Genomic DNA, 21,367 nt, shown 5'->3' with positions numbered 1-21,367 from the left:
CCGGCAGGGGGCGGCGGTCATCAGTTGCGCTTCATCGCGTCGAAGAAGGCGGCGTTGCTCTTGGTACCCTTGATACGGTCGATGAGCATTTCCATCGCACCGATCTCGTCCATTTCGTGGACCACCTTGCGCAGGATCCACATCTTGTTGAGATCCTGCGGGTCCATCATCAACTCTTCGCGGCGGGTACCGGAGCGGTTGATGTTGATGGCCGGGAACACCCGCTTCTCGGCGATCCGGCGCTCCAGGTGGAGCTCCATGTTGCCGGTGCCCTTGAATTCTTCGTAGATCACCTCGTCCATCTTCGAGCCGGTCTCGACCAGCGCGGTGGCGACGATGGTGAGGCTGCCACCTTCCTCGACATTGCGCGCGGCGCCGAAGAAGCGCTTGGGCTTCTGCAGCGCGTTGGCGTCGACGCCACCGGTGAGCACCTTGCCGGAGCTGGGCTGCACCGTGTTGTAGGCGCGTGCCAGACGGGTGATGGAGTCCAGCAGAATCACCACGTCGCGCTTGTGCTCAACCAGCCGCTTGGCCTTCTCGATGACCATTTCGGCGACCTGGACATGGCGGGTGGCAGGCTCGTCGAAGGTCGACGAAATCACCTCCGCACGCACGGTGCGCTGCATGTCGGTCACTTCTTCCGGCCGTTCGTCGACCAGCAGGATGATGAGATAGACATCCGGGTAGTTGGTCGCGATCGACTGCGCCACGTTCTGCATCAACATGGTCTTGCCGGCCTTGGGCGGGCTGACGATCAGGCCACGCTGGCCCTTGCCGATGGGCGCCACCAGGTCGACGATGCGGGCGGTGATGTCCTCCGACGACCCCGTACCGCGCTCCAGCTTGAACTGCTCATTGGCAAACAGCGGTGTCAGATTCTCGAAGCTGACCTTGCGGCGTGATACCTCGGGCGCCTCGAAGTTGATGGTGTCGACCTTGAGCAGCGCGAAGTAGCGCTCGTTGTCCTTCGGCGAACGCACGCGGCCACTGATGGTGTCACCGGTGCGCAGGCTGAAACGACGAATCTGCGAAGGCGACAGGTAGACGTCATCCGGGCCGGCCAGGTAAGAGCTGTCAGGTCCGCGGAGAAAGCCGTAGCCATCCGACATGATCTCCAGCACGCCCTCGATGAAGATGTGGGCGCCCTTCTTCGCGGCCGCCCGCAGAATCTGCACGAGCAGGTCCTGCTTCTTGACCCGGGCGATGTTTTCCAGCCCTTGGGCTTCGGCACGGGCCAGCAGCTCCGCGGCGGTCATCCGCTTGAGGTCGACCACCTTGATGATCTCGGGGGGCGGCCGAGGCGCGCCCGCCGGGATCGGATTACCGTTCTCGTCGACGGCCGGCGCCTCGGTTTCCTCTTCCTCGTCGATGTCCTCCGGGAGGCCGCTGAGGTCGAGATCGGCACCGGGGCCCTGATTGTTGTTGTTCGGGCCCTTGCGGCCTCGCGAATGACGGCGACGTTGTTTCATGCGTTAGGCAACACTGAGATGTGGATTGACGAAAGCGGTGAGCTGGGCCTTGGCGACCGCGCCCACCTGCGTGGCGGCGACTTCGCCACCCTTGAACATCAACAAGGTGGGGATCCCGCGAATGCCGAACTTGGCCGGGGTTTCCGGGTTCTCGTCGACATTGAGCTTGACCACCTTGAGCTTGCCGACCTGCTCCCCGGCCACCTGCTCAAGAATGGGGGCCACCATGCGGCAGGGGCCGCACCATTCGGCCCAGAAGTCCACCAGAACCGGTGTGGAGGCCTGCAGCACCTCTTGTTCAAAGGTGGCGTCGGTCACTGCGGAGATGTGCTCGCTCATGGGATAGCCCTCGTTCGGAAATCGCGCGGGGATTCGCGCAGGAATGGGAGGATGGGGGCGGTCCGCACGCGCACAAGCGTGCAAACCAAAACCTGAAAACGTTAGGATTGCTTGTTCTAAGACGAAAGCAACGCCGGATTGCCGCGGTGCGACGGAAGGCGCAGAAAACCGCGCGGACGCATGGGCGTTCCCGCTATTTGAGCCGAAGTCCCCGCCGGATGCAAGCCGGCCCCGAAAGATAACCGCAGGCATCCATGACCCAACCCGACCATCTGTCCGAGCTGCGCTTCGACCAGCTCTCCCTTCACCCCACCCTGCAAACAGGCCTCGACCGCCTCGGATTCACCCACTGCACGCCGATTCAGGCCGCCTGCCTGCCGCGCGCGCTGCGCGGTGAGGACCTCGCCGGCCAGGCCCAGACCGGCACGGGGAAATCGGCCGCCTTCCTGCTGGCGACGATGAACCACCTGCTGCAGACACCGCGCAAGGAAGGCGCCGACAGCGGCAGCCCGCGCGCAATCATGCTGGCCCCCACGCGCGAACTGGCGATCCAGATCCTCAAGGATGCCGAAGGCATTGGCGCGGACAGCGGCCTGCGGCTGGCGGTCTGTTACGGCGGCGCCGGTTACGAAACCCAGCGCGAACAGCTGGAAGCGGGTGTCGACATCCTGATCGGCACCCCCGGGCGGCTCATCGATTTCCTCAAACAGGGCACCTATCACCTCAAGGACATCGAGGTGCTGGTACTTGACGAGGCCGACCGCATGTTCGACCTCGGCTTTATCGACGACATCCGCTATCTGTTGCGGCGCATGCCGAAAGCCGGGCTACGCCGCAACTATCTGTTCTCGGCCACCCTGTCGCATCGCGTGCTGGAACTGGCTTACGAGCACATGAACAGCCCGCAGAAGATCGAGATCGAGCCGGAGCAGGTCACGGCCGACCGGGTCCGTCAGACCCTGATCCATGTCGCCAACGACGAAAAGCTGCCGCTGCTGGTGGGCTGGCTGCGCCAGCACGAGCCCTTCCGCACCATCGTGTTCGTCAACACCAAACGGGTGGCCGAAGAAGTGGAACGCGGCCTCAATGCCAATGGGCTGCAGTCTGCCGTGCTGTCCGGTGACGTGGCCCAGACCCGCCGTATGACCCTGCTGGAGAACTTCAAACAAGGGGAGCTGCCGATTCTGGTGGCCACCGATGTTGCCGCCCGCGGCCTGCACATCCCGTCGGTCTCGCACGTCATCAACTATGACCTGCCGCAGGATGCAGCCGACTATGTGCACCGCATCGGTCGCACCGCGCGGGCCGGTGAGGCGGGCGATGCCGTTTCACTGTGCTGCGAGACCTGGGTCTACGGCCTGCCCGCCATTGAGGCCTACATCGGCAGCCGGCTACCGGTACAGGCGCTCGACGAAGCCTGGCTGCCGGCTGACTTCATTCGCCCGCCGCGGCCACCGCGGCCGCCCCGCCGCCCCGGCAGCAGCAGCGGCCCGCGCCGCGGTGGTGGCGGAGGTGGTCGCCGGCGCTAGCAAGCCCCGGAGGTCGCGGGCCCGGCATTACGACAAGACTTTTTCCAGGCGCAGTCCGTCCGCGCCGTCGTCATAGAAGGCCGGCAGTCTGCGGGATTCGTGGTATCCCATGGACGCATAGAGGTGACGCGCAGCCGGGTTGTCACTCCGAACCTCAAGGAAAATGCTGTCGCGGCCGGCGCTGGCGGCACTGGTCTCGGCCGCCTGCACCAGTCGCCGGGCCAACCCCTGACCCCGCGCGGCGGGGGCCACCACCAGCGAATAGATCCGGGCGCTGCGGCCACCCCGTCGCAGCAGCAGAATCAGGTTGCCCAGACAGCGCCCCTCACGCTCGGCGATCCAGACCCGTGCGTTGGGGGTGCGCAGGAAGCGGCGGACACTACGCAAGGGCATGCGATCACTGGGAAACAGCGCTTCGAGCTTGAGCATTGCCGGAGCATCCTCGAGCCGACCCGGCCGCAGATGGACATTCATGACCGGGTGCGGGCTTCGAGCCGGGAAATGAAATATTCCATCACCTTGCGATAGAGGCTGTCCCGCAGGACCAGGTCCTCAACCCCGAAGTCGATATTGGGGTTGTCATTGACCTCGATGACCTTGACCACCTTGCCGAACTGCTTGAGGTCGACCCCGTAGAGCCCGGTGCCGACCGCTCTCGCCGCCTGTACCGCAATCGACACCACCAGCGGCGGGGCGTCAGCGATGTCGACGGTTTCGTGGATGCCCTCGTGCTTGGTGCCTTTGGCATCCCGCCGCACCACCTGCCAGTGGTCCTTCGCCATGTAGTAGCGACAGGCGTAGAGGGGCTCGCCGTTGAGCACGCCGACCCGCCAGTCATACTCGGTGGGCTCGAACCGCTGGGCGATGATGAGGTCGGAGCGTTCCAGCAGTTCACGGGTCTGGCGCTTCAGCTCGGCCTCGGTCTCGACCTTGATCACCCCGCGGGAGAACTGCGAGTCCGGCTGCTTGAGCACGCAGGGGAACCCCAGTTCTCGGGCGACATGGCTGACATTGCCCCGATGGATCACCATCGTCCCCGGCTGCGGGATGCGATGCCGGGTCATCAGCTGGGCCAGAAACACCTTGTTGGCAGCACGCAGAATGGAAACCGGATCGTCCACCACCACCAAACCTTCGCGCGCCGCACGGCGCGAAAACCGGTAGGTGTGGTGATTGACGGCGGTGGTTTCGCGGATGAATAGGGCATCGAACTCGGCGACGTGGCCGTAGTCCCCCTTGTCGAGGAACTCGACTTCAAAACCGAGATCCTCCGCCGCCCGCTCGAACAGCTTGAGCGCGCGCGCGTTCGACGGCGGCTCCTGCTCGTCGTCATTGACCAGAATCGCGAGGTCATAGCGGGCCGACTCCCGCTTTGGCCGATGCGGCCGCTTGCGCTGAAAGTAGTCGTGCGCAGCTTCAAACAGAAACTCGTGATGGGTTTCAGGCACCTCGCCCAGGGGGATCGCGTCAATCCCCTCGACCCGCCAACTCTCGCCGCGGTAAACAAAGCTCACTTGCAGCAGCGGCGCCGGAAACAGATTGAACAAGGCCCGCGCCAACCGTTCATGGCGCTTCGCCATGCTGCGACTGAAATAGACATAAAGCGTGTAGCGCTCGGAGCCCAGCGGCGCCAGCGACCGCTCGATCAGTTCGTCGACTTCGTCGTTGATGATTCGCGGGCCGTCGGCCAGCTTGAGGTCCTGGATGGTGGTGACCTCGGGCAGCGCGGTATGGCCGCGAGCGCCGGCCAGCAACGACACGTAGTAGCCGGTGCTCTGGTACGAAAATGACCGGCACAGGTTGTAGACGCGGGTGCGCCGGGCACGGGTGAACGCCTCGTCCGTAAGGTATTCCCACGCCGTCGCCACCTGTATTCCCGGCGTCTGCACCGGCCAGTCCCCACGCTGGTCCACCACCACCAAGCCATTCATGGCCGTTCCCGTTGGGGGGCGGACGACAGGTCGTCAGGCATGGGGACAGTCACTCCGGAACGGTGGCGAGATGGCGCGGATGCTAGGCAGCCTGTGGCCGTTTGTCACCTCAGCCGCCTCCGGCTTGCGGCAACCCCTGCGGCGGGGAATGATGCGGTATGGCAACCCTGTCACAGCCCGCCCTGGCGGTGATCATCCCCACCCTCGACGAAGCCGAGACGCTGCCCCGGCTGCTCGCCGAGCTCCGCAGCCAAACCGGCGTGCAGCTGGAAATCCGCGTCGTCGACGGCGGATCGCGTGACGAGACCGTTGCGCGGGCCTCGGCTGGCGGTGCGACCGTGCACCACTGCGTTCCACCGGGGCGGGGGCGCCAGATGAACCTGGGGCATGCCCATGCACGGGCCCCCTGGCGACTGTTCCTGCACGCCGACAGCCGCCTGAGCCGTCCGGACCAGTTGCACCGAGCCATCGATCTCATGTGCCAGCACGACCCCCGCCAGCGTGCGGGTCACTGGCCGCTGCACTTCGACGACGTGCCCGCCGGATATTGTCGGCTGTTCCGCTTTCTCGAGGCCAAATCGCACAGCGGCCGCCCCGGCACCATCCACGGTGACCAGGGGCTGTTGATCCACCGCGACTTCCTGGACCGTATCGGCGGCTTTGACGAGGGACTGCCGTTTTTCGAGGATGTCCGCCTGTCGACCGCCATATTCCGCAGTGGCAGCTGGGTCACCCTGCCCGATACGCTGCGCACGTCGGCCCGACGCTTCCACAGCGAAGGGGTCTACAGCCGCTATGCGGCCATGGGGCTGATGATGCTGATGGATGCAGCCGGTGATACCGATTTCCTGCGCGAAATGCCGGGCCTGTACCGCGCACAAGCGGATACCGCGCCGTTGCCGGCGCTGTCGCTGGTTACGGCGGCTGCCGGCCGTCTGGCGCGCAATCCTGACCGCTGGCCGCAGGTGGTCCGGTTCATGCTGGAGAATCAGTGGCAATTGCCGCTGATCGCCAAAATCGCACTGTCATCCTGCCGCCACCCACCGACATCATCGGCCTGATAAACTTCGATGGATTTGTCAACACTCGTACACTGAAATGTCCACTGCCGATTTCGACCGAGCGCCCTGGAACTGGCCCGCGGTCTTCATGTTCCTGATCACCACGGTGCCGGTTTTGACGGTCTTCCCGTGGTATGCCGTCACGTTCGGCTTTGACGCCTATGAGGTGATCTGGTGCGTGGTGCTGCTGTTCGCCACTGGCCTGTCGATCACCGGGGGCTATCACCGGCTGTGGGCACACCGCGCCTATGAGGCGCACCCGGTCTTGAAGGTGTTCTACATGCTGTTTGGCGCCATGAGCCTGCAGAACAGCATCCTCATCTGGGCCTCGATGCACCGCGTGCACCACCGCCACGTCGATGACGAAGATCATGATCCCTACTCGGCGCGCCGCGGCCTGTGGTTCTCGCACATGGGCTGGATGCTGAAGAACTACCCCAGCAGCGACATCGACTACAGCAACGCCCGCGATCTCAAGGCCGACCCCATCGTGATGTTCCAGCACCGCCACTATCTGGCGCTGGCGCTGGCGATGAACATCGGCCTGCCACTGCTGCTGGGGCTGTGGCACGGTGATGTCTGGGGCAGCCTGCTGATGGCCGGCCTGCTGCGACTGGTGATCAGCCACCACGTCACCTTCTTCATCAACTCGCTGGCGCATTACTGGGGGCGCCGACCGTACACCGTCGCCAACTCGGCGCGCGACAATGATCTGTTGGCGTTGGTGACGTATGGCGAGGGTTACCACAACTACCACCACTTGTTTCAGTGGGACTACCGCAACGGCATCCGCTGGTGGCAGTACGACCCCACCAAGTGGCTGATCGCCGCCTGTAGCCGCCTGGGCCTTGCCCGCAACCTCAAGCGCGTGCCGGAATTCGTGATTCGCCGCGCGATGCTGGCGCGCCAATTCGAAGCGGCTCGTGAGCGCTTGGCGAAGATGGACGAAGGCCCCGACAAGGTCCGCTTGGCCAATCTGCAGCTGCTGCTGGAGCACGAGTGGCAGCACTACTCCCAGACCCTGGCGGAGTGGACCCAGCTGCAAGGTGAAAAATTCGACGCCGCCAAGCAGCAGCTGGCGGACCAGTGGGAAAGCAGTGAGGTCCGCAAGCGGCTTCAGCGACTCGAATCGGCACTCAAGGAGCAATACCAGCGGGTCCGCCTGCTGCATCTGCAGGCGGCCTGAAGCAGGCGTCTCAGTCCGACCAGACGTCGTAAGCGCGCGGCCGCAGCGGCAGCGGATCACCCGGGCCCAGCAGCAGTAGCTGGTCCCGGTAGCGGCGCAGCGCAATTAGATAGCGGTCCTGCTCGCGAAGACGGCGGCGCAGTTCGCGTCGCTCGTCATCCGGCGTCTCGCGATCCAGCAGCGTCGCTTCCAGCTGCGCCTGATTGCGGGTAACAGACGCCATTTCGCTGTCGACCGAATACCGCGCAGCGCCCAGTTCAAAGGCCGGCAGAAATGCCGCCTCGCGGTCCAGCGGGCAAACCTTGTGGTAGCGCCGCCCGGCAAGACCCTCGGTATAGCCACGCTCGGCCGTGCAATAACTCAGCAAGCCGATCTGGTGCCCGGCCCGCCACGCGGTTTCATCGGTCCGGATACCGTGTTCGTTGCAATCCTGTCGGTAGTCATACACCCGGGTCAATGGGACCCCATCGTGTCCATCACGCAGGCCGCGTGCGTGCCAGTCCACCGTATGGCATTCCGCCTCGGACAACGAGGCACAGGCCGACAGCAGACTGGTCGTGGCGACCAGTGCCACCAGACTACGCCGCATTCGAGAACTTCTCCGGCTGCAGGATCAGCGGCGCCAGTTCATGCAGTGCCTGGCGGTAGACATCGCGCTTGAAGGCCACCACCTCCTCCAACGGCTGCCAGTAGTTCACCCAACGCCAGCCATCAAACTCGGGGTGGCCGGCGGCATCGAAATGGATTGCGGCATCGTCGGCCAGCAGCTGCAGCGCGAACCAGCGCTGTTTCTGACCAATGCAGGTACGTCCGCGGCGACGTCGGATGAACCGCTTCGGCAAGCGGTAGCGCAGCCACTCACGGGTACAGCCGATAATACGGACGTGATCCGGCAACAGGCCCAGTTCCTCGTGCAGTTCGCGGTACATCGCCTGTTCGGGGGACTCTCCGCCGTCAATGCCCCCCTGTGGGAATTGCCAGGCATCCTGACCGATCCGCTTGGCCCACAGCACGTCACCGACCGCATCCGTGAGGATGATGCCGACATTCGGTCTGAAGCCATCACGGTCAATCACGGGCCACAAATCCGTCAAAATTCACCTTGATTCTTTCACAGCGCCGCCGTTGCGGCTACCGGAACTTCCAATGCGACTTGCCATCTTCGATCTTGACCACACCCTGCTGGCCGGCGATTCCGACCTGCTCTGGGGCCAGTACCTGTGTCGGCTCGGGGTGGTCGACCCGGCCTACTACGCTGCCGAAAACCTCCGCTTTTATCAGGCCTATCAGGCAGGCACCCTCGACATTCACGCATTCGCCGCCTTCAGCCTGAAGCCGTTGACGGAACATCCGCGCGCGCAGCTCGAAGCCTGGCGAGCCGATTTCATGCAGACGGTGGTCGAGCCGATCATCTGCCCGGGCGCCGACCCGCTGATCGCCCGACATCGGGCCGAAGGCGCCGTCACCCTGATCATGACCGCCACCAACCGCTTCATCACTGAGCCGATCGCAGCGCGGCTGGGGGTTGATCACCTGATTGCCACCGATCCCGAAGAGATTGATGGCCGCTTCACCGGCCGCATTGCGGGAACGCCCAATTTCCAGCACGGCAAAGTCACCCGGCTGGCGGCGTGGCGACAGACCCAGGCTGAAGCCGCCGACCACGTCACCTTCTACAGTGACTCGCGGAATGACCTGCCGCTGCTGGAAGTCGCCGACCAGGCGGTCGCGGTCGATCCGGACGAGGTGCTACGGGCCGAGGCGGAAGGCCGAGGCTGGCCGATCATCTCGCTGCGCAGCGCCCCGCTGAAAGCGACCGACACCCCCTAGGGGCGCGCGGATCAGAGTCCGTCGGCGAGACTTCCGAATGCGGGGTGAAGCCGGCCGTTGGAGGCCAGCACGGTGGTGGTATCGAGGCCGATCTCGCCGCCGTCGAGGGTGGTGAACCGGCCACCCGCCTCACGCACGATCACCGTCAGTGCCGCAATGTCGAGAATGTTGACGTTGGTCTCGACCACCGCATCGATACGGCCGGCCGCCAACAGGTGGTAGTGCAGAAAATCTGCGTACCCGCGAATGCGATGCAGCTGCGGGATGAGGCCGCCGAGGCGCGCCCAGCCTGGAGCCGCCGCCAGCCGTGCCAGATTGCCGAGAGACAGGGTCGCCTGTGGCAGCGCATCGACATCGCTGACCCGAATCGGGTGGTCATCGAGCCAGGCGCCCTCGCCCTTCACCGCCCAGGCGGTCTCGCCGGCACCCCCATTCCAGCAGGGCGCACAGGACACGCCGAGCACCAGCACGCCCCGATGCATCAGCGCGATCTGTACCGAGAACATCGGATAGCCGCGAACAAAAGCCTTGGTGCCGTCGATCGGGTCAATCAACCACAGGAACTCGGCATCGGTGTCGCCTCGCCCCAGTTCCTCGCCAAAGAACGCGTGCCCGGGAAAGCGCTGGCCGATCACCTCGCGGATGACCCGCTCGGCCGCGATGTCGACCTCGGTCACCGGCGTGGCATCGGCCTTGGTCTCCACCTTGAAATTCCCCCGATAGGCCTTGCGGATGAGGTCGGCGGCGGCCTCGGCGGCAGCGCGGGCAGTGGCGAGATGGTCAGCGTACATGGTCGACTCAACGGCAGAAGGGTTGCCATTTTCCCATGTCCCGTCCATCCGGGTGACGCGGCTCGGCCAATCCGCTGACGTATACTCCCGCCGTCGCAGGTGTCCGAGGGGCTTCATCGCCCTTCGGCTGAAACGGGAAGCTGGTGAAAGGCCAGCGCTGCCCCCGCAACGGTAAGCGAGAAGAATCGACCCATTGAACCCACTGGCGAATGCCGGGAAGGGCGTCGAGGAATTGCTCGCAAGCCCGGAGACCGACCTGCGTCAGGCCCACGTCTACGGACGTGATCACTTGCGTTGGGCCGCTGCGGGGATGCAGCGCGCCAGGAGCTCAATCATGAAAACCCTGTTGTTTCTGGGCGCCATTACGGCGCCATTCCTGTTGTCATTTCCCGCCTCTGCGGACACGCCATCCGAACTCGATCCGGTAACGGTCACCGCGACCCGATCCGAGCAGTCGTTGTCGGGGGTACTGCCCTCCATCACCGTCATCAGCCGGGCCGATATCGAGCGACTGCAGCCGAACGATATCGCCGACCTCCTGCGGTTCATTCCCGGCGTCGATGTTGCACGCAACGGCGGCCCTGGCCAGACCGTGTCGGTGTTCATCCGCGGCGGCAATTCCGATCACACGCTGTTCATGGTGGACGGCGTGCGCTACACCACCGAGACCTTCCTCAATGCGCTGGTCCAGCACCTGACGCCGGAATCCATCGAGCGCATCGAGGTTCTGAAGGGTTCGCGATCCGCCGCCTGGGGCTCTGACGCCATCGGCGGTGTGGTCAATATCATCACGCGCCAGGCACCGGAGGGCCTCAGCGGAGGCCTGTCGCTCAAGGGCGGCAGCTACGGTACCCGCGACACCAGCGTCCGTGGCGGAATCCGTCGTGGTGCGCACCACTTCAACGCCAATGTTCAAGTCCAGAACATCGACGGCTATCCACCGCTGCGAAGCGGCGGACGTGATGCCGGTCATGAAAACACCACCCTGGTCCTCAACGGCGGAACCGACATCGCCGGCCAGCGGTTCGAGTTCCAGCACCAGTGGGCCACTGGGACCACCGAGTTCCTGCAGTTCGGCGCCGACCGCAGCCAGGATTTCGATGCCCGGATCGGGCAGCTGCGGTGGATCACGCCACTACCGGGCGACTGGAACCTGCAGGTCAGCGGGCAGTTCTCACGCGACACCCTCGACCAGTTGCAGCCGGATGACGCCGCCCGCCCGAACCTTCTGAGCCGCTCGGAAATCGAGCGCCATGGGGTCGAAGCGGAGGCGTGGGGCGCGCTGGCGGGTGTCGACCTCCGGCTCGGCTTTCTCAGCAATCTGTCGGCAATCGATTCGATCAGCTACTCCGCTTTCGGCGACAGTCTGACGCAGGAGAAGACCCGTCGGAAGGCGGGATTCCTCCAGGCGAGCGATCGCTGGGGCGCGGTCGATGCGCTGGTGTCGGCACGCTATACCGATCACCAGCAATTCGGCGATGTCACCACCGGCAGCCTCGAACTCGGCTATCACCTCACCCCGTCGACCCGCATCGCAGCTTTGTATGGCACTGGCTTCAAGGAACCGGACCTTACGGACTTGTTCGGCAGCTTCGGCAACCCTGACCTGCAGCCCGAGCAATCGAAGAGCGCAGAGCTGAATCTGCGCCAGCAGATCGGTGACCACCAGGCGGTCACGGTCGCGCTGTTCGATCTGCGAATCCGCGATTTCATCCTGTTCGACCCGGTCAGCTTCAACCCGTACAACGCGACCGCACGCATCCATGGCACGGAGATCCGCTGGCAGTATGACGATGCCCGTTGGCGATTCGACCTGTCGGGATCCCTGCAAGACCCACAGAATGAGGTAACCGGCGGCAAGCTGGTGCGCCGATCGCACAAGTCGCTCAGTGCGTCAGCCCAGCGTCGCTTCAACACCGTTGCCGTCGGCCTGGACGTGTTTGCGCAGGGACGCCGCGAGGACAGCAACCAGGCCATCCTGGGGGGCTACGGACTGCTCAATGCGGACGTCACCTGGCAGCTTTCGCCAAGTCTTCGGCTGGCCGTTCGCGGCGAGAACCTGCTGGACAGGCGCTATGAGCTGATCGACGACTACCGCACCGCCGCCGCCAGCGGATATGTGACACTGCGGTACGACTGGCAGCCGTAATCCCGGGCGGGGCGGCCGGAACGCCGCCCCGCTCTCGACGAGAACACTCATGGGTCATCGCCTTTCCAAAATCGTTACCCGTACCGGCGACACCGGTACCACCGGACTCGCCACTGGCGACCGCCTGTCGAAAGCGCATCTGCGGGTGCACGCGATGGGCGATGTGGACGAGCTGAACTGCGTGATCGGTCTGGTGCTGATCCATCCGCTACCGACGCCCATGCGCGAGCAGCTGCAACGCACCCAGCAGGAGTTGTTCAGCCTGGGCGGCGAGTTGGCGATGCCGGGCCATACCCTGGTGACCGACGAACAGGTGGCGATGCTGGAGGCGTCGCTGCAGGCACTCAACGAGGCGCTGCCGCCGCTCAAGGAATTCATCATGCCCGGTGGCACACCGGCCTGTGCCCACGCCCACCTCGGACGCGCCGTGGCGCGGCGGGCCGAGCGTGCGCTGTGGGACCTGCATGCCGCCGAACCGCTGGCGCCCAACCCGATGCGCTATCTCAACCGCTTGTCGGACTACCTGTTTGTCTGCGCGCGTGCGCTTGCCCGGCAGGAGCACGGCGAAGAAGTCGAGTGGCGCCGTACGCCGCGGTCAACGTAGCGCGTCCAGGGCTTCGCACAGCGGCACCAGCGCGTCCAGCATGGCGGGACTGGCGCGGGCGATCCGCGCTGCGTCGACGGCAATGAACGCCGGCCTGCGGCTGGCGGGCAGCGGCAGATTCGACCAGAACGCCTGTACGGCATCAGCATCGCGCTCGGCGTGAACGATCACATCGATCGCGGTCACCACCAATTGTTCCCGGTTCACCGCCATGGCCAGACGCGGCAACCCGGCAAAGACGTTGATCCCGCCGCAGAGCGCGATCGCCTCGCTGATCGGGCTGTCGCCATTGACGGTGAAGGCGGGCATCACATCCACCTGATAGAACACCCGGACCGGTTTCCGTGCCTGATACCGCGCCCGCAGGATCTCCAGTTGATCGAGAAACCGGGCGGCTTCTGTATCGGCCGTCGTTTCGGTCCCCATCTGCGCGCCCAGCTGTCGCAGGGCACGGGCGATATCCTCAAGCCGCTCTACCCGGACCGGAATGACGGTGAAGCCGAGCCCGCGCAAGCGTGCCACCAGCTCCGGCGGGGTCCCCCCGTCCCAGGTGATGACATGGGTTGGGCGTAGTGCCACCAGGGTCTCCAACGACACCCGGAAGGCGTCGCCAATCCGCGGCAGGTCCAACACCTCGGCCGGGGTGTCGGTGTAGTCGGCCACGGCAACCAACCGTTCACAGGCCCCGGCCGCACAGATCAGTTCCGCCAGATGCGGGGCCAGGGTCACCACCCTGGGGGATGTCGCCTCGGTGGCCGCCAGCGCACCGGACCAGAGGCCCAGCAGCGGCAAAAGCCAGCATCGCTTCACAGCAATGACCCGGTGGTCCCCACGGCGAAGACGGCCAGCAGAATCAGCAGCGCACGCCACTGCATCCGCAGGACCTCGTCGAGACAGTCGTCCAGCTTGCCGGGGACGGCCGGCGCACCGTCAGCCTCTTCCCGCATCACCGACGCCGCCGCAACCTCCGACAGCACGATCCAGGTGCGCTGGTCCCAGCTGCGCTGCTCATCGCCCAGTCGACGCCAGGCCGACAGGGCGTCGTCGAGGCTGCCGGCCAGGCCAAACAACAGGGCGGTCAGTCGCGCCGGCAGGTAGGCAAACACCTGGTGGATCCGGTCGGCCCACCGCTGCGCAGGGCTCTCCCCCTGATGTTCAAGCAGGTGCATCGGCAGACGGCTGGCCAGACGGTAGGCCAGCGCACCGGCGGCACCGAAGGCGAGGAACGCCAGCAGGACACCGAACAGGCGCTCGTGCGACTGGATGAACAGTGAGCCCAGCAGTGACCGGTGCGACGGGTCCGGCTGCGGCGCGCCCAATCGCAGCTGTTGGGTCAGGCGGTGAGCGGTGGCACTGTCTCCGGCCTCATGGGCCGCCTGCAGGCGGTGGATATCCTCCGCCAGATCACGCGGCCCCAGGCACAGCAGCAGCACGCCCGCCGACAGCAACACTTGCAACAGGGGATGGGGAATCCCTTCCAGCAGTTCCCACACCGCCCAGACCGGCAATAGCCCCCACAGCAGCAATACCAGCGGATGACTCCACAGCTTCGGCCACGGCAACCAGCGCGCCGCATTGCGCATCGCCCAGGGCAGGACACGGGCATCGCCCCAGCCCGGCAACTGGCCCAGCACGCGCTCGAACAGGATGGCGGCGAGGACGCCGATCAGGGTCATAGCAGGCTCCGGTAGTGGTCCCAGTCGAAATAGGGGCCGGGGTCGGTCTTGCGGCCGGGGGCGATATCCGAGTGGCCGACGATACGGTCAGGGGTAATGCCCGGAAACGACCGTTGCAATGCACGGGTCACCGCCGCCAGACGACGGTACTGGGTCGCCGTGAACGGACGATGGTCAGACCCCTCGAGCTCGATGCCGATGGAAAAATCGTTGCAGCGTTCGCGCCCGTCGAAACGCGACACGCCGGCGTGCCAGGCACGCGCAGTGAAGGGAACGAATTGGATCAGCGCGCCGGCCCGCCGCAAAAACAGATGGGCCGAGACCCGGAGGCCCTGCAGGTCGCAGAAGGCCGGATGTGACTGCGGGTCCAGCCGATTGGTGAACAATGCCTCCACAGCGTCACCACGAAAGTACTCGGGCGGCAGCGAAATGGCATGAATCACCAATAGCGTGATGTCGGACGCATCGGGACGCGCATCGGCGTTGGGCGACGGACACCAGCGTGCACCCTGCAACCGCAGGCCGTCCGCGTCGACCACCAACGATGGACGGCGGCGGCGGGCGCCACCGGCCGCTACACTCGGGCCTCCGGTTTGTCTGAGTTCATTGCCCATGCTGGTTCCACTTCGTGCCCTCGCGGCGTCACTGTCGGTGACCTTCTGTCTCGCGGCCTGTGCCACCCCGACATCGCGATCGACGCCTGCGGCGGAGGCGCTACCTGCGCTCCCCGAGCTCTCCATCCCGTTCAGCAAGCATAGCCTCCCCAACGGGCTGACGCTGATCGTGCATGAGGATCACAAGGCGCCGCTGGTGGCGGTCAACGTCTGGTACCACGTCGGCAGCAAGGACGAGCGGCCGGGCCGCACCGGTTTCGCCCACTTGTTCGAGCACCTGATGTACAAGGGCACCGCGCACTACGACGGCGATCCGTTCAAGCTGCTGGAGCCGGCCGGCGCCACCAAGATGAATGGCACCACCTGGTACGACCGCACCAACTATTTCCAGAACGTGCCCACCGGCGCGCTGGACCTCGCCCTGTGGCTGGAATCTGAGCGTATGGGTCACCTGCTGCCAGCGCTGACCCAGGCCAAGCTCGATGAAGAACGCGGGGTGGTTCTCAACGAGAAACGTCAGGGCGAGAACCGGCCCTATGGGGGTATCTGGGAGGTCATCGCTGCCAAGACCTGGCCCGCCGGGCACCCCTACTCCTGGACCACCATCGGCTCGCGCGAGGACCTCAACGCCGCCACGCTCGACGACGTCCGCGAGTGGTTCGAACAGCACTACGGCGCCGCCAATGCCACCCTGGTAATTGCGGGAGATGTCGACACCGATGCGGTGGTGGCCAAGGTCAAACACTACTTCGGTGACATCCCGGCAGGGCCGCCACGACAGCGTCCGGAGGCCTGGGTCGCACGGCGCCAGGGCGAGAGCCGCCATCAGATGCAGGACCGGGTGCCGCAGACCCGGCAGCTCAGCGTCTGGAACGTGCCCGGTGACTGCGAAGCAGACAACACCCTGCTGCAGTTGGCCAGCACCCTGATCGGCGGCGGCAAGAACACCCGTCTCTATGACCGGTTGCTGCATGCCGACCAGAGCGCCACGCGCGCCAGCGCTTATGTCATGCCCACCGAAATCGCGGGCCAGTTCATCATCGATGTGATGGTGCGTCCGGGCAGCGATGTTGACGCTGTCGAAACGAGTGTCCGCGAGGAACTGCAGCGGTTTATTGCCGAGGGCCCGACGGCAGAGGAACTTGAACGCGCCCGCACCGAGGTGTTCGCCGGTGCCGTGCGCGGCCTTGAGCGCATCGACGGCTATCGCGGCAAGGCCGCCATGCTGGCGCAGGCCGAGGTCTACTGCGACAGCCCGGCGCACCTGGATATCTGGCTTGATCGCGTCCGCAATGCCACCCCGGCGTCGGTGCGTGATGCCGCCGCCCGCTGGCTCGATGACGGTCGCTTCGTACTCACCGTGACCCCGTTCAACGAAGGCGAGATCGCAACCGAAGGCGCCGACCGCAGCCAGCCACCGGCGGTGCAGCCCGCCGATCCACTCAAACTGCCGCCGCTCGAGCATTTCACGCTTGCCAACGGGCTCGAGGTGGCATTCGCGCGGCGCGATACGGCGCCGGTGGTGCAGTTCAGTCTGCTGTTTCGCGGCGGCACAGCGGCGGACCAGCAACAATTGCCAGGCACCGCAGCACTCACCTTGCAGCTGCTGAACGAGGGCGCCGGGGATCGTGACGCTCTCGCCTTCGCCGCCGAGACCTCGCGCCTGGGTGCGGAGATCGGCGGCGGCAACAGTCTTGACCTGTCCTATGTGACGCTCAACGCACTGAGCTCGCGGCTGGACCCGAGCCTGGCGCTCTACGCCGATGTGCTGCGGCGTCCGCGGATGGCGGCCGACGACTTCGAGCGTCTGCGTGCCCGCACGCTGGCGGCCATTGCCCAGGAGCGCAGTGACCCCGCCAGCCTGGCCAGTCGTCACTACGCCGCACTGTTGTTCGGCGATGACCATCCCTACGCCATGGCCGGCCGTGGCCGCGGGACCGAGACCTCGGTCAACGCGATGACGCTGGACCAGCTGCAAGGCTACCGTCAGCACTGGCTGCGCCCCGACAACGCACAGCTGGTGGTGGTGGGCGACACCACCCGGGCGGCGCTCGAGCCACTGCTGAACGCGCATCTCGGCGACTGGATGCCGCCGGCCGCCCCCCGGCCGCCCTTGGAGGTGCCAGCAGTCGCGGCGCCGGCGCCGCAGGTGCTGTTGCTCGATCGGCCGGACGCCGAGCAGTCGTACCTGCTGGTGGCGACCTTGGCCCCCGCGCTCAGCAGCCCGCAATCGCTGGCGCTGGAGGTGGCCAACCATGCGGTGGGCGGCTCGTTCTCGGCCCGTCTCAACACCCGCCTGCGGGTCGAGCGCAACTGGAGCTATGGCGCTTACTCGGGAACCCGCACCAGTGCCGGTCAACGCGCCTGGGTCGCGACAGCGCCGGTGCAATCCGACAAGACCGCCGACGCCCTGCGCGACATGGTGTCGGTGCTGTCAGCACCGCTCGAAACGCGCCCGCTGACCGATGACGAGGTGGCCTTCGCCCGCAAGAGCCTGACGCTGGGACTGCCGGGCGACAACGAGACCACGGGCGAAATTGCCCAGTCGCTGATCTTTCCGTTGGCCTACGAGGTGGCGGAGGACTACTGGAACCGCTACGTACCGGCGATTCAGGCGGTAACGACGGCGCAAGCCAACGCGGCCTATGCGGCGCTGGGGTCACCGCGGCAGGCGATTTACGTGATCGTCGGTGATCTTGACCGTATCGAAGGTGGCGTCCGCGACGCTGCCGCTGCCCTGGGCCTGGGTCCGGTGCGGGTCGGTCCGGCGACGACGGCGGCGCCGTGACTGCTGTCGCCTCAGTCGATGCGGCCCAGCTCGCGCACGAACGTGTAGCGGGCGGGCTCCAGTACCAGCTTGCGCGCCGGCGTTTCGACATCGAGCTGGATCGCCGCCAACGGCAACTGCACGACGAAGAAGCCGGTCCCCAGCACGGTCGCCACCAGGCTGAGCGGCCGGACCACCACCAGGTCGGCCACCATCGCGGCTGCCGAGGGGCTGTCGTCGAGGGCACCGCTGCCCTGGGCTGTGGCGGCATGGGCCGACAGCATCAATCCAAAGCCCACGAGGGCAGTCATCAGGCGCATGTTCGGTCTCCAGAAAGCGTGGCCCGCAGCATAGTCGCCATGGCCAACAATTGCACAGCCGCATGAATACGCTGTATCTGGCAGCGGATCCGGTCGAGGCGCATCTGCTGCGGGACTACCTGGCGGCCCGCGGGATCGAGGTCGCGCTGCCCGATCTTCATGCCTGGGGGGGGCGCGGCGACCTGCCGGTGAACCTGTACCCGCGCCTGCTGCTGCGCGACGAGTCGCAACGGCCGGCAGCGCTGGCCGCGCTCGCGGAATGGGAACGGCCAGTGCACGATCGTGACGACTGGCGCTGTGCCTGCGGTGAAACCAGCCCAACGACATTCGAACGCTGCTGGGCCTGTGGCAACGAGCGGCCATCGCCATGATGCCCGCCGTGGTGCTGTACCAACCGGAAATCCCGCCCAACACCGGCAATATCATCCGTCTCTGCGCCAACACCGGGGCCACCCTGCATCTGGTGCACCCCCTGGGCTTTCGCACCGACGATCGCGCGCTGGCCCGTGCCGGACTCGACTACCACGAGCGCGCGATGATCCGCGAGCACGCTGACTGGTCGGCGTTTCGGTCGGCCTGCCCCGGCAGGCTACTGGCCTTCAGTACCCGCGGCCAGACCCGTCATGACCGGGTGCGCTATCAGCACGATGACCTGCTGCTGTTCGGGCCGGAGACGCGTGGGCTGCCGGACGCCCTGCTCGACCCGCTGCCGTCCGCCCAGCGCCTGTATTTGCCGATGCGGCCCGACAACCGCAGCCTGAATCTGTCGAACGCCGTCGCGGTGGCCGTGTTCACCGCCTGGGCACAACAGGATTTTGCCGGCGCCGCCCGCTGAAGGGGGTTCGCTGCCGCTACTCTTGCTCGGCGCGAGCCGGGCGCGTCGCCAGTCGGCGTACGCCTTCTACCGGTGTGATCTCACCACCAAGGATGGCGCAGACGGTTTCGGTGATCGGCATCTCGACGCCATGTCGCTGGGCCAGTCGCAGCACTTCCGGCGCCGCCTTGATGCCCTCGACCACCTGCCGTATTTCGGCGATGGCAGCGTCGACGCCAAGTCCTTTCGCCAACAGCAAGCCCATGCGCCGATTGCGCGACTGGTCGTCGGTGCAGGTCAGCACCAGATCGCCCATCCCCGACAACCCCATCAGCGTCTCCGGCCGGGCACCGAGCGCTTCGCCGAGGCGCATGATTTCCGCCAGCCCGCGGGTGATCAGGGCAGCGCGGGTATTGGCGCCAAGACGCAAGCCGTCAGCAATTCCAACGGCAATCGCCATGACGTTCTTGGCGGCCCCGCCGATCTCAACGCCCGGCAGGTCATCCGCGGTATAGGCGCGGAACCCGTCACCGTGCAGCTCCTGGGCAATCTTGTCGGCAAATGCAGCATGCGCCGAGGCCACCGTCACTGCGGTGGGCAGTCCCAACCCCAGCTCCTTGGCAAATGTCGGCCCGGAAATGACCGCCAGCGAGACCGCGGGGCCCAACACGTCCTCGATCACCTGATGCACCAGCCGACCGCTGCCGGGTTCCAGCCCCTTGCAGGCGCAGGCCACACCCTGCTCCGGGCGCAGCATCGGCTTGACCGCTTCGAGCATCGCCCGAAGCGCGTGGCTGGGGGTGGCGATGAGAATATCGGCCGCGCCGGCCAACGCGACATCCAACCCTTCAACGGCGGTCAACCGCAGGGGAAAATCACAGCCGGGCAGGTAGGCGGGATTCTCGCGGGCGGCCTGCATGGCAACCATGGCGGCCGCATCACGACCCCACAACAAGGTGTCGCTGCCCCGACGTGCCAGATGGATCGCGAGCGCGGTGCCGAAGGACCCGGCACCGAGCACCGCTACCGCGTGCGTAGGGGTGTTCGCCATCAGTGGGTGGTGGCAGGCGTCTCGGCCGCTGCGGACCCGGCCTGGCGCTTGCGCTGATGCTCAAGGAACAGGGCTTCGAAGTTGATCGGCTGCAGCAACAACTGCGGGAAACCGGCGCGCTGAACCAGATCGGCAATGGTCTCGCGCGCAAACGGAAAGATCAGCCCCGGACAATAACCGCCGAGGATGGCCGCGCGCTCAGCCGGCTTTTCAAAGCCCTTCACGGAAAACACACCGGCCTGATGCGCTTCGACGAGGAATGCAACGTCCTCACCCAGTTTCGCGGTCACGGTCAGGATCACCGTCACCTGGAAGGCGTCTTCTGGCAAGTCGTCGACCTTGGTGTTGACCTGAACATCGACTTCCGGCCGCCAGGCGCGGGTGAAGATGGTCGGCGCCTGAGGCACCTCGATGGAGGCATCCTTGACGTAAATCTTCTGCAACAGCACCTGCCGCCCTGCCGCGCTGGCGGGATCGATGGGCGGTACGGTTGGCTGAGTGGGATGGTCGGACATGTCAGGGCGAGGTTTGCAAAAGGGGGTCGAGGCCGCCGGCGCGTTCAAGCGCGGCGAGGTCGTCGAAGCCGCCGACATGGGTGTCGCCGACAAAAATCTGCGGCACCGTGCGGCGACCCGTGCGGGTCAACATCTCATCCCGCCGCGCCGCGTCTTCGTCGATCCGCACTTCCTCGGGGGTCACGCCCTTGCTTGCCAGCAGACGCTTGGCCATCTGACAGAAAGGACAGACACGGGTGGTGTACATCAGAACGGTTGGCATGGCGATTCTCTAACGTGCAGTGACCGGCAGGTTGGCACTCAGCCAGCCGTTGATACCGCCGCGCAGCGGGTAGACTTCCTGCAGGCCGGCCTGCTTCAGTTTCTGCGCCGCCGTGAGGCTGCTGCCCCCCAACGCGCAGTAGACAATCACGGGCCGTGCAGGATTCTTGCCAAGACGCCCCAGTTCGCTGTCGAGCTTGGTCAACGGCACGCTCTGGGCGTTCAGCAAGTGGCCTCGTTTGAAGTCCGCTGGTGGGCGAACGTCGAGCACCAGCGGGTCGCGGTCATTGATCATGCGCACAGCCTCCGACGCACTCAATCGCTTGCCCCCGGTGAGATTGCCATGGACCTCGTTGGCCACCAGCAGCAGGATGACCACGGCCAGGGCGACGAACAGCAACGGGTGGTTGCCGGCAAAGCTGAGCATTTGATCCATACGGGGACGCGGAAAGTGAGCGGA

General features: G+C 65.7%; 24 protein-coding genes and 1 riboswitch. Of the genes, 9 read left to right on the top strand and 15 right to left on the bottom strand.

All coding sequences use genetic code 11. The features are described from left to right. Positions 1 to 20: 20 nt before the first annotated feature. Both rho and trxA read right to left on the bottom strand, forming a co-directional pair. A complete protein-coding gene (rho, locus tag JN531_RS08845) occupies positions 21 to 1,256 on the bottom strand; it encodes a transcription termination factor Rho (RefSeq protein ID WP_239795364.1) in 1,236 nt (411 codons plus the stop codon). Positions 1,257 to 1,472: 216 nt separating this feature from the next. Continuing rightward, entirely contained in the window at positions 1,473 to 1,808 is a 336-nt protein-coding gene (trxA, locus tag JN531_RS08840) for a thioredoxin TrxA (RefSeq protein WP_228348504.1), read from the bottom strand. A gap of 254 nt (positions 1,809 to 2,062) precedes the next feature. On the opposite strand from trxA, the gene JN531_RS08835 reads away from it, so the two are divergent. Continuing rightward, on the top strand, positions 2,063 to 3,337 hold the full coding sequence (locus JN531_RS08835) for a DEAD/DEAH box helicase (protein WP_228348503.1): 1,275 nt from the start codon (positions 2,063 to 2,065) through the stop codon (positions 3,335 to 3,337). 27 nt (positions 3,338 to 3,364) lie between these two features. On the opposite strand, the gene JN531_RS08830 is transcribed toward JN531_RS08835, so the two are convergent. Further along, on the bottom strand, positions 3,365 to 3,811 hold the full coding sequence (locus JN531_RS08830; RefSeq protein WP_228348502.1) for a GNAT family N-acetyltransferase: 447 nt from the start codon (positions 3,809 to 3,811) through the stop codon (positions 3,365 to 3,367). Then, positions 3,808 to 5,268: a RimK family ATP-grasp domain-containing protein gene (locus JN531_RS08825; RefSeq protein WP_228348501.1), complete on the bottom strand. Its 1,461-nt coding sequence runs from the start codon at positions 5,266 to 5,268 to the stop codon at positions 3,808 to 3,810. Before JN531_RS08825 ends, JN531_RS08830 begins: the two co-directional genes overlap by 4 nt. A 158-nt stretch (positions 5,269 to 5,426) precedes the next feature. On the opposite strand from JN531_RS08825, the gene JN531_RS08820 reads away from it, so the two are divergent. Together JN531_RS08820 and JN531_RS08815 are read left to right on the top strand one after the other, a co-directional pair. Continuing rightward, the gene (locus tag JN531_RS08820) at positions 5,427 to 6,329 is read left to right on the top strand and encodes a TIGR04283 family arsenosugar biosynthesis glycosyltransferase (protein ID WP_228348500.1); all 903 of its coding nucleotides are present in this window, start codon (positions 5,427 to 5,429) and stop codon (positions 6,327 to 6,329) included. 37 nt (positions 6,330 to 6,366) lie between these two features. After that, positions 6,367 to 7,515, top strand: coding sequence for an acyl-CoA desaturase (locus JN531_RS08815; protein ID WP_228348499.1), 1,149 nt, complete (start codon positions 6,367 to 6,369; stop codon positions 7,513 to 7,515). 10 nt (positions 7,516 to 7,525) lie between these two features. Here the strand turns inward: JN531_RS08815 and JN531_RS08810 are convergent, their stop codons facing one another. Both JN531_RS08810 and JN531_RS08805 read right to left on the bottom strand, forming a co-directional pair. Beyond that, entirely contained in the window at positions 7,526 to 8,104 is a 579-nt protein-coding gene (locus JN531_RS08810; RefSeq protein ID WP_228348498.1) for a DUF2799 domain-containing protein, read from the bottom strand. After that, complete coding sequence (locus JN531_RS08805) at positions 8,094 to 8,591, bottom strand: RNA pyrophosphohydrolase (protein WP_228348497.1); 498 nt, start codon at positions 8,589 to 8,591, stop codon at positions 8,094 to 8,096. Before JN531_RS08805 ends, JN531_RS08810 begins: the two co-directional genes overlap by 11 nt. Positions 8,592 to 8,661: 70 nt before the next feature. Between JN531_RS08805 and JN531_RS08800 the strand changes: the two genes are divergently transcribed. After that, on the top strand, positions 8,662 to 9,345 hold the full coding sequence (locus tag JN531_RS08800) for a histidinol-phosphatase (RefSeq protein ID WP_228348496.1): 684 nt from the start codon (positions 8,662 to 8,664) through the stop codon (positions 9,343 to 9,345). Between the two features lie 11 nt (positions 9,346 to 9,356). Here JN531_RS08800 and JN531_RS08795 read toward each other — a convergent pair whose 3' ends face one another. Next, complete coding sequence (locus JN531_RS08795) at positions 9,357 to 10,136, bottom strand: inositol monophosphatase family protein (RefSeq protein ID WP_228348495.1); 780 nt, start codon at positions 10,134 to 10,136, stop codon at positions 9,357 to 9,359. Between the two features lie 80 nt (positions 10,137 to 10,216). Further along, a riboswitch (cobalamin riboswitch) is annotated at positions 10,217 to 10,410 on the top strand. 60 nt (positions 10,411 to 10,470) lie between these two features. Here JN531_RS08795 and JN531_RS08790 point away from each other — a divergent pair. Together JN531_RS08790 and JN531_RS08785 are read left to right on the top strand one after the other, a co-directional pair. Continuing rightward, positions 10,471 to 12,285 carry a TonB-dependent receptor domain-containing protein gene (locus JN531_RS08790; RefSeq protein WP_228348494.1) on the top strand — a complete coding sequence of 605 codons (1,815 nt, stop codon included), beginning with the start codon at positions 10,471 to 10,473 and terminating at the stop codon, positions 12,283 to 12,285. Positions 12,286 to 12,334: 49 nt separating this feature from the next. Next, positions 12,335 to 12,889: a cob(I)yrinic acid a,c-diamide adenosyltransferase gene (locus tag JN531_RS08785; RefSeq protein WP_228348493.1), complete on the top strand. Its 555-nt coding sequence runs from the start codon at positions 12,335 to 12,337 to the stop codon at positions 12,887 to 12,889. On the opposite strand, the gene JN531_RS08780 is transcribed toward JN531_RS08785, so the two are convergent. The 3 genes from JN531_RS08780 to ampD are packed head-to-tail and all read right to left on the bottom strand — an operon-like array spanning position 12,881 to position 15,179. After that, positions 12,881 to 13,699, bottom strand: coding sequence for a helical backbone metal receptor (locus JN531_RS08780; RefSeq protein WP_228348492.1), 819 nt, complete (start codon positions 13,697 to 13,699; stop codon positions 12,881 to 12,883). The genes JN531_RS08785 and JN531_RS08780 overlap by 9 nt on opposite strands. Next, the gene (gene ampE, locus JN531_RS08775; protein ID WP_228348491.1) at positions 13,696 to 14,565 is read right to left on the bottom strand and encodes a regulatory signaling modulator protein AmpE; all 870 of its coding nucleotides are present in this window, start codon (positions 14,563 to 14,565) and stop codon (positions 13,696 to 13,698) included. The genes JN531_RS08780 and ampE overlap by 4 nt, the downstream gene beginning before the upstream one ends. After that, a complete protein-coding gene (gene ampD, locus JN531_RS08770) occupies positions 14,562 to 15,179 on the bottom strand; it encodes a 1,6-anhydro-N-acetylmuramyl-L-alanine amidase AmpD (protein ID WP_228348490.1) in 618 nt (205 codons plus the stop codon). Before ampD ends, ampE begins: the two co-directional genes overlap by 4 nt. Here ampD and JN531_RS08765 point away from each other — a divergent pair. Continuing rightward, a complete protein-coding gene (locus tag JN531_RS08765; protein ID WP_228348489.1) occupies positions 15,178 to 17,967 on the top strand; it encodes a M16 family metallopeptidase in 2,790 nt (929 codons plus the stop codon). The genes ampD and JN531_RS08765 overlap by 2 nt on opposite strands. Positions 17,968 to 17,978: 11 nt before the next feature. On the opposite strand, the gene JN531_RS08760 is transcribed toward JN531_RS08765, so the two are convergent. Then, complete coding sequence (locus JN531_RS08760; protein WP_228348488.1) at positions 17,979 to 18,266, bottom strand: hypothetical protein; 288 nt, start codon at positions 18,264 to 18,266, stop codon at positions 17,979 to 17,981. Between the two features lie 62 nt (positions 18,267 to 18,328). Here JN531_RS08760 and JN531_RS08755 point away from each other — a divergent pair, with 62 nt between their 5' ends. Together JN531_RS08755 and JN531_RS08750 are read left to right on the top strand one after the other, a co-directional pair. Further along, a complete protein-coding gene (locus JN531_RS08755; RefSeq protein WP_228348487.1) occupies positions 18,329 to 18,637 on the top strand; it encodes a putative signal transducing protein in 309 nt (102 codons plus the stop codon). Continuing rightward, complete coding sequence (locus JN531_RS08750; RefSeq protein ID WP_228349982.1) at positions 18,637 to 19,101, top strand: tRNA (cytidine(34)-2'-O)-methyltransferase; 465 nt, start codon at positions 18,637 to 18,639, stop codon at positions 19,099 to 19,101. The genes JN531_RS08755 and JN531_RS08750 overlap by 1 nt, the downstream gene beginning before the upstream one ends. A gap of 16 nt (positions 19,102 to 19,117) precedes the next feature. Here the strand turns inward: JN531_RS08750 and JN531_RS08745 are convergent, their stop codons facing one another. The 4 genes from JN531_RS08745 to JN531_RS08730 are packed head-to-tail and all read right to left on the bottom strand — an operon-like array spanning position 19,118 to position 21,343. Continuing rightward, positions 19,118 to 20,131: an NAD(P)H-dependent glycerol-3-phosphate dehydrogenase gene (locus JN531_RS08745; RefSeq protein ID WP_228348486.1), complete on the bottom strand. Its 1,014-nt coding sequence runs from the start codon at positions 20,129 to 20,131 to the stop codon at positions 19,118 to 19,120. Beyond that, positions 20,131 to 20,646 carry a protein-export chaperone SecB gene (secB, locus tag JN531_RS08740; protein ID WP_228348485.1) on the bottom strand — a complete coding sequence of 172 codons (516 nt, stop codon included), beginning with the start codon at positions 20,644 to 20,646 and terminating at the stop codon, positions 20,131 to 20,133. Before secB ends, JN531_RS08745 begins: the two co-directional genes overlap by 1 nt. Before the next feature lies 1 nt (position 20,647). Further along, positions 20,648 to 20,908, bottom strand: a complete 261-nt coding sequence (gene grxC / locus JN531_RS08735; protein WP_228348484.1) for a glutaredoxin 3 — start codon at positions 20,906 to 20,908, stop codon at positions 20,648 to 20,650. Positions 20,909 to 20,917: 9 nt separating this feature from the next. Then, complete coding sequence (locus JN531_RS08730) at positions 20,918 to 21,343, bottom strand: rhodanese-like domain-containing protein (RefSeq protein WP_228348483.1); 426 nt, start codon at positions 21,341 to 21,343, stop codon at positions 20,918 to 20,920. Positions 21,344 to 21,367 lie beyond the last annotated feature (24 nt).

Source organism: Flagellatimonas centrodinii, from assembly GCF_016918765.2.
Taxonomy (GTDB): domain Bacteria; phylum Pseudomonadota; class Gammaproteobacteria; order Nevskiales; family Nevskiaceae; genus Polycyclovorans; species Polycyclovorans centrodinii.
The sequence above is the reverse complement of the archived record's forward strand: the minus strand, read 5'-3'. Positions and strand labels throughout refer to the sequence as shown.

What these genes read in the sequence shown, in the direction of transcription:
- rho (WP_239795364.1), bottom strand. Translation starts at nt 1,256, where the DNA reads ATGACCGCCGCGGAGCTGCTGGCCCGTGCCGAAGCCCAAGGGCTGGAA.
- trxA (WP_228348504.1), bottom strand. Translation starts at nt 1,808, where the DNA reads ATGAGCGAGCACATCTCCGCAGTGACCGACGCCACCTTTGAACAAGAG.
- JN531_RS08835 (WP_228348503.1), top strand. Translation starts at nt 2,063, where the DNA reads ATGACCCAACCCGACCATCTGTCCGAGCTGCGCTTCGACCAGCTCTCC.
- JN531_RS08830 (WP_228348502.1), bottom strand. Translation starts at nt 3,811, where the DNA reads ATGAATGTCCATCTGCGGCCGGGTCGGCTCGAGGATGCTCCGGCAATG.
- JN531_RS08825 (WP_228348501.1), bottom strand. Translation starts at nt 5,268, where the DNA reads ATGAATGGCTTGGTGGTGGTGGACCAGCGTGGGGACTGGCCGGTGCAG.
- JN531_RS08820 (WP_228348500.1), top strand. Translation starts at nt 5,427, where the DNA reads ATGGCAACCCTGTCACAGCCCGCCCTGGCGGTGATCATCCCCACCCTC.
- JN531_RS08815 (WP_228348499.1), top strand. Translation starts at nt 6,367, where the DNA reads ATGTCCACTGCCGATTTCGACCGAGCGCCCTGGAACTGGCCCGCGGTC.
- JN531_RS08810 (WP_228348498.1), bottom strand. Translation starts at nt 8,104, where the DNA reads ATGCGGCGTAGTCTGGTGGCACTGGTCGCCACGACCAGTCTGCTGTCG.
- JN531_RS08800 (WP_228348496.1), top strand. Translation starts at nt 8,662, where the DNA reads ATGCGACTTGCCATCTTCGATCTTGACCACACCCTGCTGGCCGGCGAT.
- JN531_RS08795 (WP_228348495.1), bottom strand. Translation starts at nt 10,136, where the DNA reads ATGTACGCTGACCATCTCGCCACTGCCCGCGCTGCCGCCGAGGCCGCC.
- JN531_RS08790 (WP_228348494.1), top strand. Translation starts at nt 10,471, where the DNA reads ATGAAAACCCTGTTGTTTCTGGGCGCCATTACGGCGCCATTCCTGTTG.
- JN531_RS08785 (WP_228348493.1), top strand. Translation starts at nt 12,335, where the DNA reads ATGGGTCATCGCCTTTCCAAAATCGTTACCCGTACCGGCGACACCGGT.
- ampE (WP_228348491.1), bottom strand. Translation starts at nt 14,565, where the DNA reads ATGACCCTGATCGGCGTCCTCGCCGCCATCCTGTTCGAGCGCGTGCTG.
- JN531_RS08765 (WP_228348489.1), top strand. Translation starts at nt 15,178, where the DNA reads ATGCTGGTTCCACTTCGTGCCCTCGCGGCGTCACTGTCGGTGACCTTC.
- ampD (WP_228348490.1), bottom strand. Translation starts at nt 15,179, where the DNA reads ATGGGCAATGAACTCAGACAAACCGGAGGCCCGAGTGTAGCGGCCGGT.
- JN531_RS08760 (WP_228348488.1), bottom strand. Translation starts at nt 18,266, where the DNA reads ATGCGCCTGATGACTGCCCTCGTGGGCTTTGGATTGATGCTGTCGGCC.
- JN531_RS08755 (WP_228348487.1), top strand. Translation starts at nt 18,329, where the DNA reads ATGAATACGCTGTATCTGGCAGCGGATCCGGTCGAGGCGCATCTGCTG.
- JN531_RS08750 (WP_228349982.1), top strand. Translation starts at nt 18,637, where the DNA reads ATGCCCGCCGTGGTGCTGTACCAACCGGAAATCCCGCCCAACACCGGC.
- JN531_RS08745 (WP_228348486.1), bottom strand. Translation starts at nt 20,131, where the DNA reads ATGGCGAACACCCCTACGCACGCGGTAGCGGTGCTCGGTGCCGGGTCC.
- secB (WP_228348485.1), bottom strand. Translation starts at nt 20,646, where the DNA reads ATGTCCGACCATCCCACTCAGCCAACCGTACCGCCCATCGATCCCGCC.
- grxC (WP_228348484.1), bottom strand. Translation starts at nt 20,908, where the DNA reads ATGCCAACCGTTCTGATGTACACCACCCGTGTCTGTCCTTTCTGTCAG.
- JN531_RS08730 (WP_228348483.1), bottom strand. Translation starts at nt 21,343, where the DNA reads ATGGATCAAATGCTCAGCTTTGCCGGCAACCACCCGTTGCTGTTCGTC.